Source organism: Gemmatimonadota bacterium (genome assembly GCA_016713785.1).
Lineage (GTDB): Bacteria > Gemmatimonadota > Gemmatimonadetes > Gemmatimonadales > GWC2-71-9 > JADJOM01.
The window spans coordinates 178,449-194,712 of the sequence record JADJOM010000001.1 but is presented as its reverse complement, the minus strand read 5'-3'; the positions used below and the strand labels follow the sequence as shown (position 1 = coordinate 194,712).

The 16,264-nt window shown below is 74.0% G+C and carries 12 protein-coding genes; 5 read left to right on the top strand and 7 right to left on the bottom strand.

The genetic code is table 11. From position 1 onward, the window contains the following. Window positions 1-5 precede the first annotated feature (5 nt). Window positions 6-2,966: a hypothetical protein gene (locus tag IPJ95_00785; protein ID MBK7922164.1), complete on the top strand. Its 2,961-nt coding sequence runs from the start codon at window positions 6-8 to the stop codon at window positions 2,964-2,966. An 86-nt stretch (window positions 2,967-3,052) separates the two neighbouring features. Here the strand turns inward: IPJ95_00785 and IPJ95_00780 are convergent, their stop codons facing one another. Together IPJ95_00780 and IPJ95_00775 are read right to left on the bottom strand one after the other, a co-directional pair. After that, window positions 3,053-3,820: a carbon-nitrogen hydrolase family protein gene (locus IPJ95_00780; protein MBK7922163.1), complete on the bottom strand. Its 768-nt coding sequence runs from the start codon at window positions 3,818-3,820 to the stop codon at window positions 3,053-3,055. A gap of 10 nt (window positions 3,821-3,830) precedes the next feature. Then, a complete protein-coding gene (locus IPJ95_00775; GenBank protein ID MBK7922162.1) occupies window positions 3,831-5,768 on the bottom strand; it encodes a M13 family metallopeptidase in 1,938 nt (645 codons plus the stop codon). Window positions 5,769-6,216: 448 nt separating this feature from the next. Here IPJ95_00775 and IPJ95_00770 point away from each other — a divergent pair, with 448 nt between their 5' ends. Both IPJ95_00770 and IPJ95_00765 read left to right on the top strand, forming a co-directional pair. Continuing rightward, a complete protein-coding gene (locus IPJ95_00770; protein ID MBK7922161.1) occupies window positions 6,217-7,224 on the top strand; it encodes a helix-turn-helix domain-containing protein in 1,008 nt (335 codons plus the stop codon). Window positions 7,225-7,573: 349 nt separating this feature from the next. Continuing rightward, window positions 7,574-7,849 (top strand): hypothetical protein, encoded by a 276-nt coding sequence (locus IPJ95_00765; GenBank protein MBK7922160.1) that lies wholly within the window; start codon window positions 7,574-7,576, stop codon window positions 7,847-7,849. 13 nt (window positions 7,850-7,862) lie between these two features. On the opposite strand, the gene IPJ95_00760 is transcribed toward IPJ95_00765, so the two are convergent. The 4 genes from IPJ95_00760 to IPJ95_00745 all read right to left on the bottom strand — a co-directional run bounded on the left by IPJ95_00760 (window position 7,863) and on the right by IPJ95_00745 (window position 9,689). Beyond that, entirely contained in the window at window positions 7,863-8,021 is a 159-nt protein-coding gene (locus IPJ95_00760; protein ID MBK7922159.1) for a hypothetical protein, read from the bottom strand. A gap of 225 nt (window positions 8,022-8,246) precedes the next feature. Beyond that, window positions 8,247-8,444 (bottom strand): hypothetical protein, encoded by a 198-nt coding sequence (locus IPJ95_00755; GenBank protein ID MBK7922158.1) that lies wholly within the window; start codon window positions 8,442-8,444, stop codon window positions 8,247-8,249. 221 nt (window positions 8,445-8,665) lie between these two features. After that, the gene (locus tag IPJ95_00750) at window positions 8,666-8,899 is read right to left on the bottom strand and encodes a YgjV family protein (protein ID MBK7922157.1); all 234 of its coding nucleotides are present in this window, start codon (window positions 8,897-8,899) and stop codon (window positions 8,666-8,668) included. Continuing rightward, window positions 8,889-9,689 (bottom strand): haloacid dehalogenase-like hydrolase, encoded by an 801-nt coding sequence (locus IPJ95_00745; protein MBK7922156.1) that lies wholly within the window; start codon window positions 9,687-9,689, stop codon window positions 8,889-8,891. Before IPJ95_00745 ends, IPJ95_00750 begins: the two co-directional genes overlap by 11 nt. A gap of 281 nt (window positions 9,690-9,970) precedes the next feature. On the opposite strand from IPJ95_00745, the gene IPJ95_00740 reads away from it, so the two are divergent. Continuing rightward, complete coding sequence (locus tag IPJ95_00740) at window positions 9,971-10,966, top strand: aldo/keto reductase (GenBank protein ID MBK7922155.1); 996 nt, start codon at window positions 9,971-9,973, stop codon at window positions 10,964-10,966. A gap of 140 nt (window positions 10,967-11,106) precedes the next feature. Here IPJ95_00740 and IPJ95_00735 read toward each other — a convergent pair whose 3' ends face one another. Further along, window positions 11,107-13,542, bottom strand: coding sequence for an ABC transporter permease (locus tag IPJ95_00735; GenBank protein ID MBK7922154.1), 2,436 nt, complete (start codon window positions 13,540-13,542; stop codon window positions 11,107-11,109). A gap of 179 nt (window positions 13,543-13,721) precedes the next feature. On the opposite strand from IPJ95_00735, the gene IPJ95_00730 reads away from it, so the two are divergent. After that, entirely contained in the window at window positions 13,722-16,190 is a 2,469-nt protein-coding gene (locus IPJ95_00730; protein ID MBK7922153.1) for a response regulator, read from the top strand. Window positions 16,191-16,264: the final 74 nt, after the last annotated feature.

Sequence of the window (16,264 nt, the reverse complement as noted above, 5' to 3'; positions counted from 1 at the left end):
CGCCCATGACGACCCAGCCCTCTTCCCTATATAGCGCGGCGTGGCGGCGGGCCCGTGGGCTCGCCGGCGCGATCCTCCTGCTCAGCCTGGCCTGCGACAAGGATTCCACCGGTCCCACCCCGGTGCCGCTCGCCACGAAGTCGGTGGTGACCGTCTCGCGCGACACGCTGGTCTCCGGCACCCTGGCGGACATCGTCCTCGAGAGTCGCGACAAGCAGGGCGCCCGGGTCTGGGCCGGCGGGCACACGGTGGTCTTCGCCGCGAGTGGCGGCGGCAGCGCCGGCACCCTGGGCCCCGTCACCGACCTGGGCGATGGCACCTACACCGCCACCTTCACCGGCCTCGATGCCGGGAGCGCCACCACCATCACCGCGACGCTCGACGGCCAGCCCGTCACCCAGCCGCTCCCCACCATCACCGTGGTGCCGGGGCCGTTCGCCATCGGGTCCACCGTGATGTCGGTGGTGCCGGCCACCATCCTGGTCGGCGGGCGCGCCACGCTGGAGCTCATCACCCGCGACCTGGCCGGGAATCCCCTGGGCCGCGGCGGCAGCCGGGTGCGCTTCACCATCGCCGGCGGCACCAGCACCGGCACCCTGGGCCCCGTCACCGACCACAACAACGGGCGCTACACCGCCCCCTTCACCGCCGGCAGCATCGGCACCCCGCTCACCTTCGGCGCCACCGTGGACCAGGCCACCGTCACCGGCGCCCTGCCCATCCTCACGGTGGCCCACGGGGTGAGCGCCGCCCTCTCGTACGTGCAGCTCAGCTCCGACAGCATCACCATCGACGACGGCCTCCAGGCCACGCTCCACGTCCTCGACTCGCTCGGCGTGCCGCGCACCAGCGGCGGCGAGACCGTGCGCTTCCAGGTCGGCGCCGCTGCGGGCACCGGCACGGGCACCATGGACAGCACCGTGGACCACGGCGACGGCAGCTACACCGCGCAGTTCACCTCCACCGCCGCGGGAACCCCCGTGGCCATCGGCGCCACCCTGAACGGCGTGGCCGTCGGCGGGCCGTACCCCACCGTGACCATCCGCCCGCTGCCGGCGGCGCCGCAGCAGTCCACCGTGACCGTGGGCCACGACACCGTGGCCGCCGGCACCAGCACCACCCTCACCGCGCTGGTGGTAGACCAGGCCGGCACGCCGATCACCTCGGGTGTCACGGTCACCTTTGCGCTCGCGAGCGGCGGCACCAGCGCCGGGAGCATCGGCCCCGCCACCCTGCAGCCGGGCGGCGGGTATGCTGCCACCTTCACCGGCCTCCGCGCCGGCACCCCGGCGCAGGTGAGCGCCCGCATCAACGACAGCAGCGCCATCGAGATGCTCGATACCGCCGGCGTCTCGCACCTGCCGTACATCACCGTGGTGGCGGGCCCCTTCGCCCCCGACAGCTCCACCCTCACCCTGGCCGCCCGCACGCTCACGCTGGGCGATTCCGCCATCCTCTGGCTCGCCACCCGCGACAGCCTCGGCAACACGCTGGGGCAGGGGGGACGCGCCGTCGTCTTCGGCCGGCGCGGCCGGCCCGGCGCCAGCGTCGGGATCATCCGCGGCTTCGTCGATCATCAGGACGGCCGCTACAGCGCCTGGTACGTCGCCGATTCCGCCGGCGCCGCCGATACGGTCACGGCGAGCGTGGATGGCACGTCGCTCACCTCCGGCCTGCCGGCGGTCACGGTCATCTGCAGCGCGGGCGCGCCGTCGCCGGCCACCTCGGTGGTCTCGGTGAACGACACCAGCGCCGCGCATCGGCCGGTGGCGCACGCCACCCTGCCGTCGGGGATCACCACCACCATCACCCTGCTGGCCCGCGACGCGCGCGGCTGCCCGGTGCCGGCGCCGCACGCCGTGAGCTTCGCGGCCACCGGCGGCAGCAGCACCGGCCGCCTGGGCGGCACCGTGGACCAGGGCGATGGCTCCTACACCGCCACCTTCACCGGCCTGGTGGCCGGGACGGCGCTCACCATCGAGGCGGCGCTCGACGGCGTCCCGGTCCTCTCCACCGCCGCCATCACCGTGGTCCCGGGCGACATCTCGCCCCGCACCTCGCTGATCACCATCGCCCGTGCCGAGGTCGATTCCGGCGCCTTCGCCGTCGTCACCCTCACGGCGCACGACTCGGCCGGCAACCGCCTGGTCACCGGCGGCCGCGGCATCTGGTTCCAGGTGCGCGGCGCGCCGGCGCACGGGCACGTAGGGCTCACCGTGGATCACCAGGACGGGAGCTACACCACCAGCTACGCCGCCGACCAGGTGGCGCCCGGCCTGCCGGATACCATCACGGCCGCCATCGAGGGGACCCCGGTCATCACGCCGCCGCCCACCGTCACCGTGGTGGCGGGCACCATCGCCGCCTCGCAGTCGCTGGTGACGGTCTCCGGTGGCACGCTGGTGGCGGGGGATTCGGTGCTGGTCACGCTGATCGGGAAGGATGCCGCGGGCCGTGCGCTGGTCACCGGCCAGCGGCCGGCGGTCATCGCCTTCACGCAGGCGGGTCCAAGCGCCGGCATCTTCCGGCCCGTCACCAACACCGACGACGGCAGCTACCGCGCCTGGTTCCTCGGGCGGGTGGCCGGGGCGCCCGCCACCATCGGCGCCACCATCGATGGCGTGGTGGTGAGCACGCCGCTCCCGACCGTCACCGTGGTGCCCGGCGCCGCCTCGATCGGCACCTCGGTGGTGACCGTCGCGACGGGCACCCTCGCCAGCGGCGACACCACCACCGTGACCCTCGAGCTCTTCGACCTCTTCGGCAATGTCGTGCCCGATCCGGGCCGCGCGGTGGAGTTCACCGTGGCGCCCCCCGCGCTCGGCACCGTGGGCCCGGCGGCATACCAGTCGGGCAACCGGTACGTGGCCACCTTCACCGCCGGCACAGCCGGCACCGGGGTCCTCTCGGCCCTGCTCGACGGAGTGGCGCTGCTGACGGCGCCGGCGGGGGTGGTGGTGAACTAGACAGTAAGGGCGCTAGAGGCGGTGCAGGCGGTAGAGCTTCCAGCCCTACCGCCCTACCGCCCTACCGCCTTACCGCCCTACCGCCCTTACCGCTCCGCCAGCACATACCTCGGATACCCCTCCCTCTCCGCCGCCTGCGCCGCCAGGTCGAGTGCCGCCGTGACCCACGGCTCCTCGGCGCAGGTTCGGGCCAGCACCACCCCGTCGGGGCTGATGATCCATCCGCCGCCGCCACCGGCCCCCGTCGCATCCACCCGGTTCGACGAGAGGCTGTAGCCGCCCGATCGCACCGCCGCCACGATCCCCGCCGCGAACCACCGCGCCAGCGTGCTGGCGGCGGTGGCGCGGGGGGAGAGCACCAGGTGTACGCCGGAGGCCGCGTAGTCGGTGTAGCTCTCCAGGGCCCAGAGCTCGGTGCAGATGTTGAGCCCGAAGCTGAGCCGCCCCGTGCGGTAGGCGCGGAAGGCCGCGTCGCCGCGGCTGAACCACGCCGTTTCCCAGCCGCCGGGTTCGGAAGGCAGGAAGTACTTCCGCCGGAGCGGCACCAGGCCGCGGTCGCGGGTCCAGAGATAGCCCTCGTTGTAGCGGTGGCCGTCGCGTTCCACCGGGCGGGTGCCGATCACCCGCGCGGACCCGAGCTCGGGGAGCCGCTCGGCGAGCGCCTCGCCCTGGGCCAGCGCCGCGCCCCAGCGGATCGGGTCGAAGCGCTCCGACTCCCATACGGCGTCCACCAGCGCGAACTCCGGCAGCAGCACCAGCTCCGAGCCGTGGCGCGCCACGTGGCGGCAGAGCCCAGCCCACGCCGTGGCCAGCGCCAGTGGCTCCTGCGGCAGCTCGCAGACCGTCACGCGCATGCGGCCGCCCTCACCAGACCCGCACCCGCGCCGCGGGCGCGAGGTACAGCTTGTCACCAGGCTTCACGTCGAAGGCCTCGTACCAGGCGTCGAGGTTGCGCACGGTGGCGATGCGATACATCTCCGGCGCGTGGTCGTTGCTCTTGAGCTGGGTGCGGAAGGCGCCCTCGCGGATCCGGGCCCGCCAGCTCGCGGCAAAGGCCAGGAAGAACTCCCGGTCCTGCTGCCGCCGGTACGCGGCGTCGCTGGCGCGGCTGCCCATCTGCCTGCGATGCGCGTCGAAGGCGGCGGAGAGGCCGGCCAGGTCGGCGATGTTCTCCGACAACGTGAGCCGGCCGTCCACGGCCAGGTCGGGGAAGGGCCGGTACCCCGAGAACTGCCGCGCCAGCCGGTCGCCGGCCGCCGCGAAGCCGGCGCTGTCGGCGGCGGTCCACCAGCGCCGCTTGCGGCCGGTCACCTCATAGTCCGCGCCCAGCGGGTCGATGAAGTGGCTGGCCTCGTGGCCCACGATGGCGCCGATGGCGCCGTAGGTCGCGGCATCCGAGGCCGCGGGGTCGTACTTGGGCGCCTGCAGGAGCGCCGCGGAAAAGGTCAGGGCGTTCTGCTGGAAGAGGAGCAGCGCCGCCACCGTGTGCGGCGCCATCCACCACTCCTCCGGGTCGGCGGGCTGGCCCAGCCGCGCCAGCATGCGGCGGAGGTTCCGGTCGGCCACGCGGCGCTGGTTGCCCAGGGCGTCGGCCGGGTCCACCATGAGGTCGTCGTACCCCTCCCACCGCTCCGGGTACCCCATCCCCAGGTAGAGCGCGGCCAGCTTGGCCGACGCCAGCCGCCGGGTGGCGGGCTGCATCCACGCCGCCTCCTCCACCCGCGCGCGCAGCGCGGCGACCACGCTGGCCGCGATGCCCCGCACCCGCGCCTTCCCCGCCTCCGGGAAGTACCGCTCGGCGTAGAGCCGGCCGATCGCCCCGCGCAGCGCGAGCTCGGTGGCCGCGAACGCCTGCTCCGCGCGGGGCCGCTCCGCGGTGCCGGTCACCGCGCCGTGCAGCGCGCGGGATTCCGCCGCGAAGGCGCGCGGCAGCAGCGCGGCGTAGTCGTCGAGGGCGTGGAAGCGCAGGTAGTCCTGCCACGCCTCGAGCGGCGCAGAGCCCACCTGCGCGGCCAGGCCGGTGATGGCGCCAGGCTGCCAGGCCACGATCGAGTCCTGGCCGGCGAGCCCCGCCGCCGCGAAGAACGCCGGCCAGTCCATTCCCGGCGCGCGCCGGGCAAAGTCCGCCTGGGTCCACACGCTGTCGGCGTTGGCCTCGCGGGCGGAGACCTCCGCCGTGGCCTGCGCCCGGGCCAGCGCCGTCTCCAGCGCCACCACCGCCGCGGCGCGCTCCTCGGCCCGGTCAATGCCCGCGAGCGTGAGCATCCGGCCCACGTAGCGCTGGTAGCGCTCCCGGAGTGCCTGGACGTCGGGTTCGCTGCCCAGGTAGTGCGCCCGGTCGCCCAGGCCGAGCCCGCCCTGCACCAGGATCGGGACGTTGAGGGGGCTGCCGGTGAGCGGCTTCTCCACGGCGAGCCCGAGCGGCCGTGCCGACTGGAAGATCCCCCAGTTGAGCGGGTCCACGTCGGCCCCGATGCCGCGGCCCAGCAGGCGGGAGAGGGCGGTGCGGTCGTGGAGGTGGGTGAGGCTGTCGAGCAGTGGCCGGAGCGGCGCGAGGCCGCGCGCCTCGATGGTGGCGGTGTCGAGGTACGCGGCGCGGAAGTCGGCAACGGCCCGGCCCAGCGAGCCGGCCGGCGCGTGGGCGGCGTGGTCGAGCAGATCGGCCAGCTGCTGCCGGGTCCGTTCGGCGATCTCGGTCCGCGCGTTCAAGCGTTCCCGGCCGGTGGGGATCACCGTGGCCTGGAGCCAGGCGCCGTTGGCGTAGAAGAAGAAGTCGTCACCGGGGCGGATGGTGCGATCCACGCCATCCTCCAGTGATGGCGCGCCGTGCGGGTGCGCGGATTGTGCCGCGAGCGGTGCCGCGGGCCACGCGGCCATCGCCAGGATAAGGAAGCCCGCCACCCGACGGGCAAGGCGTGGGGCGGGGCAGGAGTCTAGGTGGAAACTGGTGCATGACGTCGTGCCTCATGGAAGTGCACTGGTTGGCGGATCGACCGCCGACCCACGCGGGTGCCCCCGTCGCCGCGTGCCAAAGCCGACGACTGGCACGCGGCAGAGGGGGTACCCGGGGGGAGGCGAGATACATCACGGACCCCGTCGGCCCGGCTCGCCCCAATGCTAGGCGACGTGGCCCGCGCGCCGCGCCGCCGCCGCGCGACAGCTTTCAGGCACTTTCGGACATCGTCCGCACGGCGCCATTCCGCCGGCGCCGTAGGTGCGGTATGCTTGGCGCTCCTTCACATGTCCTGAAATGATCGCACGCGCGCCGCTCATCGACCTCCTCTTCGTCATCGCCCCGCACGCGCTGCTGCTCGACATCGCGGGGCCGGCCGAGGCGTTCCGGCTGGCCAACCTGCACCGCAAGGCGCAGGGGCTGCCGCCGCGCTTCCGGCTCGGCTACGCGGGTCCCGCCGCCACGGTGTCCACCTCGGTGGGTCTCGGCCTGGTGGGCCTGGCGCCGCTGCCCGAGCGGCTGCGCGGGCGCACCTGGGTGGTGCTCGTGGGCCAGCCCACGGCCCAGCTGGCACAGGTCACGCCGGCCATCAGCGCCATCGCGGCGTGGCTCAGGCGGCGGGTGGGGCCGGCGCTCGCGGCCCCGGAGTCGCCGCATCGGCTGCTCGCCATCTGTTCCGGCGCGCTGCTGGCCGCGCGCGGGGGCCTGCTGGCCGACCGCCGCTGTACCACGCACCACGAGCTGCTCGCCGCCCTCAAGACGCTGGCGCCGGGGGCCGCCGTGATCGACAACCGCGTGTTCGTGGTGGATGGGCCGGTGGCCACCAGCGCCGGCATCACCGCCGGCATCGACCTGGCGCTGCACCTCATCGCGGAGGAGTGCGGCGAGTCGCTGGCCGGGATCGTCGCCGAGGACATGGTCGTCTACCTGCGCCGCTCCCCGCGCGATCCCGAGCTCTCCCCCTATCGCATGCATCGCCGCCACCTGCATCCCGCGGTGCACCGGGTGCAGGACGCCATCATCTCCCGTCCCGACCGCGCGTGGGACACGGCGTCGCTCGCGGCGGTGGGGCACGCGACGGGGCGGCACCTGCTCCGGCTCTTCATGGAGCACGCGGGCGTCTCGCCGCTGCAGTACCTGCGGTCCATCCGGCTGGAGCGGGCCCGGCAGCTGCTCGAGGGGGGCGCCACGGTGTCCCGCGCGGCGGAGGGGGCCGGCTTCCGCTCGGCGCTGCAGCTGCGGCGGGCGTGGCGGGGGCAGTGGGGCGGGTCGCCGCGGGACGTGGCGCGGGGGGAGGTGGCGTGAGCGGCGCGGATGTTCCGGCCATCGCACCGCGGGGTTGCCATCTTTAGGCCGCCCTATCGTGTACCGCCAGGTATCATATCAGGGCCCCTGGCAGGCGCATGCCGGTTCCTGACCGTGTTCCCGCAGGAGTCCCGCCGCATGAGCAGCCTTCCGTTTGTCCCGGCCGCAGCCGCCGGTCTGGCGCTCGCCGCCCGTCGCCAGCGACGGCGCCCTGCCGTCGGCGAGTCCGGCTCCACGGCTCACCCCCCCGGCTAGCCGCACCCTGGCCTTCAGGTCGACGCCTGGACCACGCCCGGCTTTCCCGAGCGCTGGCACCATCCAGGGCCGGTCGACCAGGCCGGCACCCGCCGTGCCCACTGACACTGGCGCGGTGAGCACGGCGCTGGCGGGGCCCGGGGTCACCATGTGTCGGATCATGCAGAACCTGCTGCGGCACGGGCAGGCGGCGCAGGACGAGATGGCGCGGGTGACCAGCGATGCGAACGGGGCGTGGGCGGTGAGCGGCCTGCCGGGCGGGTACTACGTGGTGGAGGGGCTGACCCCCGCGGGCACGGTGGCGGCGTATGAACTGGTCGCCACGCACACCGCGGTGACCAGGACGGCGATCTGGATGCCGGTGCGGTAGGGCGGGGCGGGCGCTAGAGTCCGTGGAACAGCCGTTCGAGCGCGAGCTCGAACGGCTGTTCCATTTCGGGGGGCTGCCACCGGAGCCGGTCGGTGACGCGCCGGTCCTTCTCGGATGGGGTGGAGACCAGGATGGCGCGCTCCAGCCGGTCCACCAGCCACACCTCGCGCACGCCGAGGGCGCCGCACCGGCGTCCCGCCGTGTGTACCGCCGTGGTCTTAGGGGCCGGGAGGCGCGGCTGTAGAGTTCCCGGACGGCGAGCCAATCTTCCCGGCGAGATCCACTCCACCATTGCCGGTCGGCGGCAGCGGCGGCGCGCAGACCAGCAGGTCCGGCTCGAGGTGGGTGTCGGAACCTGCGTTCACACCTGCACCCGCCCGGTCCGACGCCGTCACGATCAGGCCGAGTTCCCGAGATAGCCTGACAGCGCCGTGAGCAGTCTGGCGGAGAGCACCTGGTGCGGCACCCCAGGCTGCGGCGTCACGAGCAGGTGCCCCTGCAGGATCTCGTAGCGTGGCCCGTCGTCCGGGAAGGCGTCGAGTTCGGCCACGGAATATCGCGGCAGCAGCGAGGGCGGGCTGGCAGGGACGGGCATGGCCATAAGCTGTGGGCTCGGCGCCGCGCACCGCGGGCAAGACGGGCTATGCCCCAGGATCGGTAGGGGCGCCGGAGGCGTGGGCACCGCAGAAAGACGCGGAAGCGGGCCAGGCTGTGCGGCCAGGCGACGGAGGCGTGGCGGAGCGGGCGGCTGCCCCTTCCCCCTTCCCGCTTCCCTTTTCCCGCTTCCCTCTTCCCGCTTCCCGTTTCCCAGTAGTGTTACTCCGCCCGCTCCCGTCCCGGCCCGCGCCAGGTCGTCCAGGCCGCGACGCCCGCCACCAGCACGTTGGCGGCGATGATCGGCTTCGCGCCGATCATCACGCCGTAGGTCATCCAGACCACCGCCGCCACCGCCTGCACCATCCGGAGCGTGCGTGGGTTGCGGCAGAAGTACGAGGCCACCGTCATCGCGGTGGCCGCCCAGCCGATCCACTGCATCGCGTCAGCGCCCATCGGTCCCCGCTCCCGTCGTCTCGCGGATGGTGAGCGAGTCGGTGCGCACCTTGTCCCACTCCTGCAGCACCAGCCCGTGCCGCTCGAACAGCGTGCGGATGGCGAGCGGGTCCCAGCCCACGATCTCCTCGAGGATCGGCACCAGCACGCTCAGCGCGTTGTCGGCCAGCACCGTGCGCCGGGCGATCGGCGTGAGGTAGCGGTTCTCCGACACCGCGATGGTGAGCCCGTCGAGCCGGTTCACGTGCAGCATCACGTGCACGTCGGAGCTGCCGTCGCCGACATAGACCACCTGGTCGCGCCCGATGGGCCGGCTGCGCCGCAGCGCCTCCAGCACCACCACCTTGCCGTAGCCCGCCGCCACCCGGGTGATGCGCCGGATCTCGCCGGTGGCGTCATCGTACTCGAACCGGGTGCCGAAGATCCGCTCCGGCGGCACCACGCCCTCAAGCGCCGACTGGATGACCTCCTCCGGCGCGGCGGAGATCACGTACAGCTCGAAGCGGTGCCCGTCGAGGTCGCGCAGCAGCTCCACCAGCAGGGGGATGTTCTTCTTGAGCCGGATCCGCTTGCCCACCTCGACCAGGTCCTGCCGGCGGACGCGGCGGTACTCCGGGTCGTGCAGCAGCAGGTACGCCAGCTCCGCCCCCTGCTGCACCAGGTGGATGTCGGCGAGCCCGGCGATGCGCTCGTGGAAGTTGTCGATGCCGAGCAGTTCGCTCAGCACGTGCCCCGAATCGTTGAAGCTCAGCGTCTGGTCGAAGTCCGTCGCCAGCAGGTACTCCTTCATGCGCAGCTCCCCTGAGGGTGGGATGCCTCTACTCCACGGGGAAAGCTAGTGAGGCGTCCCGATGGCCTGCAGGGTCCGTTCGTGGCATTGTTACTCCTGACAATGTTGTCGGTGCATGGCGGTAGGGCGGCGACCGAGCCCCCTTTGGGAGCGGCGAAGCCGCGACCCGGGGGCGAGGGAGAGGCGGTAAGGCGACGGAGCCGCTTCCCGCTTCCCGCTTCCCGCTTCCCGTTTCCCGCTTCCCCTTTCCCCATTCCCTCCCACACCTCAACTTCCCTCGCATGCCCTACACCCCCGCCCCCGCCCGCTACGACACTCCCGGCTTCTACCGCCGCTGCGGCCGGTCCGGCGTGCGGCTGCCGGTCATCGCCCTCGGTCTCTGGCACAACTTCGGCGCCCCCGACGATCCCGACACCGCACGCGCCATCATTCACCGCGCCTTCGACCTCGGCATCGCCCACTTCGACCTCGCCAACAACTACGGCCCCCCCGAGGGCGCCGCCGAGGAGACCCTCGGCCGCATCCTCAAGGAAGACCTCGGCCGCTGGCGCGACGAGCTCGTCATCTCCACCAAGGCCGGCTACTACATGTGGCCCGGACCCTACGGCGAGTGGGGCTCGCGCAAGAGCCTGCTCGCCTCGCTCGACCAGTCGCTGCGCCGCCTGCGGCTCGACTACGTGGACATCTTCTACTCCCATCGCTTCGACCCCGAGACCCCGCTCGAGGAGACCATGGGCGCCCTGGCCCACGCGGTGCGGAGCGGCAAGGCGCTCTACGCCGGGCTCTCCAACTACCCGCCGGCCGAGACCGTGCGGGCCGCCGCGCTGCTGCGGGAGCTGGGCACCCCCTGCCTGATTCACCAGCCCCGTTACAGCCTCTTCGACCGGCAGCCGGAGCAGGGGCTGTTCGCCACGCTGGAGCGGGAACAGATCGGCGCCGCGGTCTTCTCGCCGCTGGCCAAGGGGCTGCTCACCAACCGCTACTTCAGCGGCATCCCCGACGACGCCCGCGCCCGCCGCGACCCGCGCTTCCTCACCCCGGCACAGGTCACGGAAGCGGCGGTGGCCCGCGCCCGTCGGCTCGATGCCATCGCGCGGCGGCGCGGCCAGACCCTGGCCCAGATGGCGCTGGCCTGGGTGCTGCGCCATCCGATCGTCACCACCGCCATCATCGGCGCCAGCCGGGTGAGCCAGCTCGAGGACTGCGCCGGCGCCGCCAGGCTGCTCGGCTTCGCGGCCGAAGAGCTGGAGGAGATCGAGGCGGTGTTGCGGGGGTAGGGAAGGGGACGCGGGAAGCGGAAAGAGGGAAAGGGAAAAGGGAAAAGGGGCCACAGAGCCCCTTACCGCCCTACCGCCCTACCGCCCTACCGCCTTACCGCCCTACCGCCCTACCGCCCTACCGCCCTACCGCCCTACCGCTACTCCTCCCGCAACACCTTCCACGGCTCCATCGCCGCCGCGCGGCGGGCGGGGAGGTAGCTGGCCAGCAGCGCCACCGCGGCGAGGAGCAGCGGCATGGCCACGAACGTCACCGCGTCGTGCGCCGGCATCCCGAAGAGCAGGCTCCGCACCAGCGGGGCCGCGGCTGCGGCCAGCGGCAGGCCGACCAGCAGCCCCACCGCGGTGAGCCGCATGCCTTCCCCGAGCACCAGCCCCAGCACCTCGCGGCGCCCGGCGCCCAGCGCCAGCCGGATCCCGATCTCGCGGGTGCGCCGCGCGGCGGAGTAGCTGATCACCCCGTACAGCCCCGCCACCGAGAGCAACAGCCCCGCGAAGCCCAGCACCCCCGTCACCAGCGCCGCCACCCGGCCCGGCAGGAACGCCACCTGGCTCGCCTCGGCCAGCGGCGTGACGCTCACCCGCGGGGCCGCGGGATCGGCGGCGCGGACCGCCTGCGCCAGCAGCGGGGCCAGCGCGCGGAGATCGCCCGCGGTGCGCACCAGCAGCGCGCGCCGGGCCCGCCACTCCTGCGCCAGCGGGAAGTACGCCAGCGCCGGCGTGGCCTCGGTGAGCGAGGCGTACTTCGCGTCGCGCGCCACGCCGATGACCGTGACCGGCTGGTCGTTGTAGCGGAAGCTCCGGCCCAGCGCGCCGCCGTCGGGCCACAGCCGGCGCGCCATGGTCTCGTTGATCAGCGCCACGCGGCCGGCCTCGCGCGTGTCCTCGCGCCCGATGTCCCGTCCCGCCACCAGCGGGATGCGCAGCACGTCGAGGTAGCCGGGCCCCACCAGCACCTGCGAGATCGGCACCGCCTCGCGGGCGCCGTCGAGCGCCACCTCCGCGCCGCTGCTGTGGAAGGTGAGGGGCAGCTCCGTGGCCCAGGTGGACGCGGTGACGCCGGGCAGCGTCGGCAGCCGCTGGTCGAGGGCGTCGAAGAAGCGCCGCCCGGCGGCTTCGTCGAGGCCCCACGCCTCGACATCCACCGGCACCGTCGCCACGCCCTGCACCTCGAAGCCCGGGTCCACCCGCGCGGCGCGCAGCAGCCCGCGGCCGAGCAGCCCCGCGCCCACCAGCAGCACCAGCGAGATGGCGAGCTGCGCCACGATCAGCGCGCTGCCGCCGAGGCTGCGGCGGCGGCCGCTCCCCGCGCTCCCTTCCTTGAGGCGGGTCACCACGTCGAGCGCGAGCGCCTGCCGCACCGGCGCGAGGCCCACCACCAGCCCGGTGCCAAGGGCGAGCAGCAGCGCCACGCCGAGCACCCGCAGGTCGGGGGAGAGCTCGAGGCCGAGGGGGATCTCGGTGGGGAGGGGGAGCCGCTCCAGGGCGGCGGTGGCGACGGTGGCCACCAGCATGCCGCCCGCGGCGCCGAGGCCGAAGAGCAGCAGGATCTCGGTGAGCAGCTGCCGGGTGAGGCGGCCGGGGGTGGCGCCGAGCGCGGAGCGGACGGCCAGCTCGCGCTGCCGCTTGACCGCGCGGGCGGAGAGCATGGCGGCCACGTTCACGCTGGCGATGACCAGCACCAGCGCGGCGGCGCCGAGCAGCAGCGCCAGGAACTGCGCCAGCGGACCGGTGGCGTCGGGGGGCAGGCCGGTGAGCGGGGAGACGCGGAGCTCGGAGTACTGTGCCGCCCACTGAGGCTCGCCGCTGCCGGCGATGAGCGGGGCGGCCAGCGCCGTGAGCTCGGCCTGGGCCGCCGCGGGCGACGTGCCGTCCCGCAGCCGGGCCGCGGCGCGGAGCCAGGTGTCGCCGGCGTCGTTGAGTCCGCCGGCGTGCGGGCGCACCGCGCGCTGCATGTGGAGCGGCAGCCAGGCGTCGGAGAGGATCGGGTCGTCCATGCCGCGAAAGGCGGCGGGCGCCACGCCGATCAGCGTGAACGGCCGGCCGTTCACCAGCAGGTCCCGGCCCACCGCCGCGCTGTCCGCGCCCAGGTGCGCGCGCCAGTAGCGCTCCGACACCACGAGCACGGGGTGGCTGAGCTCGGTGCGATCCTCTTCCGGCAGGAAGAACCGGCCCAGCAGCGGCCGCACCCCCACCACGTCGAAGAGGTTGCCGCTCACCAGGGAGCCGTAGACGGCATCGCCGGGGCCGGAGCCGCCGCGCAGCACCAGCGACGCCTTGCCCCAGGCGGCGACGCCGCCGAGGGTCTGCGAGGCGTCGCGCATGGCGGTATACCAGGGGTAGGAGAGCGAGACCCCGTCGCTGCCGCCGGGCTGCTTGCGCTCGATGCGGATCAGCCGGGAGCCGTCATCGCTCCCCGCAAGCGGGCGGAGCACCATCGCGTTGCCGGCGGAGACGATCGTGGTGACCGCGCCGCTCCCGATGGCGATGCAGGCGACGGCCACCAGGGTAAACAGCGGGCTCGACCACAGGAGCCGGGCGGCGAGACGAAGATCTTGCCTGAGCGTGGCGAGCATGGCGGATCCGGGCAGAAGAGGGGATGGCGGCTCTACGGCTGGGGAGGGGTGGGGTTTCGGGGAGCGGGAAGCGGGAAGCGGGAAGAGGCACGCCGTCGAGCCGCCGAGTTCCCGCTTGCTCCCGCGCGCGCGGCGCTGCACATTCTCCGACCTTCCTTCCACGCCGGACCGGAGTCCCCATGCCTGCCCTCGACCGACCCGCGAGCCCTGCCGCACCGTGGCCCCTGCGGCTGGCCCTGGGCTATGGCGTCGCGTATGCGCTCTGGGCCGTGGCCATGCTCGCCGGTGCCGTGGAACGCGGGCTCGGGAACGACCTGCTGTTCATTCCCCTCTACTTTGCCGCCGCCGCGGCCGCCGCGCGGGCGGCGCGCGCGACCGACCTTCCGCGGCGCACCGCCCGGGGCTGGTGGCTGGTGGCCGCGGCGTGGCTCTGCTCCGGGGTCGCGGCCGCCCTCATGGCGCCATTGTGGCTGATCAGCGCGCCCCGGCTCGAGACGCTGGCCTCGGTACTCTACCAGGGCTACTTCCCGCTGCTGCTCCTCGGCCTCTGGCACTTCACCACCTTCCCCCAGGGCGCGCCGGCCCGCGCCCGCCTCGCGGTCGAAGGGCTGATCGCCATGACGGGGACGGCCATCCTCGCCTGGTACTGGGTGTTCCGGTTCGAGGAGGCGGCGCTGTCGCTGTGGCTGTACCTCAAGCTGGTGCTGCTGGTGTTCCCCGGCGAGCTGGCGGTGGCGCTCGGCGCCGTGGCCATCCTGCACCGGCCCGCCGGCGACCGGACCGGCCGGCCGTTCGCGCTGCTCAGCGTCGGCACCCTCGCCGCGATGGTGGCCGACCTCATCTACGAGTATGACTACCTCATCTGGTCTGCGTGGAGCGGCCCGACCGGCGACCTGCTGCTGGCCTTCGGGGCCACGCTCGTGGTGTCGGCGGCCTGGCGGGCCCGGACCGCCGCGGATGGGCGGCCCCTGCCGGCCTACGCCGTGGGGCCCGCGATCGTGCCCCACCTGGCCATCGGCGTGGTGGGCGCGCTGGCGCTGATCCAGTGGTCGCGCCCCGACCTGGAGCACCCCGCGCTGCAGGGACTGGTGCTCGGGCTGGTGGCGCTGATGGGGCTGCTGATCGTCCAGCTGGTGTTGGCCCAGCGCGAGTCCGCCATGGAAGCGCAGGCGCGGGCCGCGCAGGACGCCCGCTTCCGCGCCCTGGTGCAGCGGTCGTCCGATGCCATCCTGGTGCTCGACGCCGACGGCACGGTGCGCTACGCCAGTCCCGCCTTTGCCACGATGATCGGCGACCCCGAGGGGGCGCTGGCCGGCCGGCGGCTGGCCGACCTGGTCACCTGTGACGCGCCCGGTGGCCTCGCGGCGTGGCTGGCCAGCCCGGGCAGCCAGCCGCTGGTCCGGTGGCAGGCCGGCCCTGGCCGGCACATCGAGGCCGTGGCCACCGACCGCACCGCCGACCCGGCGATCGGCGGGGTGGTCATCAACGCCCGCGACGTCACCGAGCGGGTGCGCCTCGAGGGCCAGCTGCGCCAGGCGCAGAAGCTCGAGGTGGTGGGGCGGCTCGCCTCGAGTGTGGCGCACGACTTCAACAACGTGCTCACCGTGATCACGGCCAACGTGCACTTCCTGCGCGAGCGTGGCGCGGCGGGCGGAGAAGAGGAACTGGCCCAGATGGCCGCCGCGGCCACCCGCGGCGCGGCCCTGGCCCGGCAGCTCACCGCCCTGAGCCGCCCCCGCGCCGCCGCGACCACCACCGTGGACCTGGCCCTCGCGGCGCGCGCTATCGAGCGCACCCTCGCCTCGCTCCTCCCCTCCTCGATCGTCACCACCGTGACCGTGCCGGAGCAGACCGCCGTGGTCCGCCTCGATGAGGTCCAGGCCGAGCAGGTGCTGCTCAACCTGGCGCTCAACTCACGGGATGCGATGCCGGAGGGGGGGAGCCTGGCGGTGGCGCTGGACGTGGCGGCGCCGGCCGGCGAGCCGGCGGCCAGCTGGGCCCGGCTCGCGGTGCGCGACTCGGGCACCGGGATGTCGTCCGAGGTGCTGGCCCAGGCGCTCGAGCCCTTCTTCACCACCAAGGGCGGTGCCGGGGGCACCGGGCTCGGCCTGTACTCGGTGCAGTCCGTGGTGAGCGGCGCCGGGGGCCGGGTGGAGCTCCGCTCCGAGCCGGGCCAGGGTACCACCGTCACCGTCTGGCTCCCGCTGGTGGCCCCGTCGGTGCCGGCCTCCCGCCCCCGGCCGGCCCCCGCCGTGCCCGCCGGCGAGGGCAGCGTGCTCGTGGTGGATGATGAGGCGGCGGTGCGCCGGATCCTGGTGCGCCACCTGACCCGCGCGGGCTACCAGGTGGTGGATTGCGAGGATGGCCGGGTGGCCCTCGAGTACCTCGAGGCCAATCCCGGCGCGGTGGACCTCGCGCTGACCGACCTGGTCATGCCGGTGATGAGCGGACAGGAGCTGGCCACCCGCATCAGCGACCGCTGGCCCCGGCTGCCGGTGCTGCTGATGTCAGGCACCCCCGACATCGTCGCGGACCGCCACGAGCCCTGGGCGGCGCAACCGGTGATCGCCAAGCCGCTCGACCTCTCCGACGTGACCGAGCGGATCGCCACCGCGCTCCGGACCGACGCCCCATTCCGCGGCGGCTGAAGCGGCCGCCCTACCGCCCTACCGCCTTACCGCCTTACCGCCTTACCGCCCCCCCCGGCTCCGGGATACCTTGG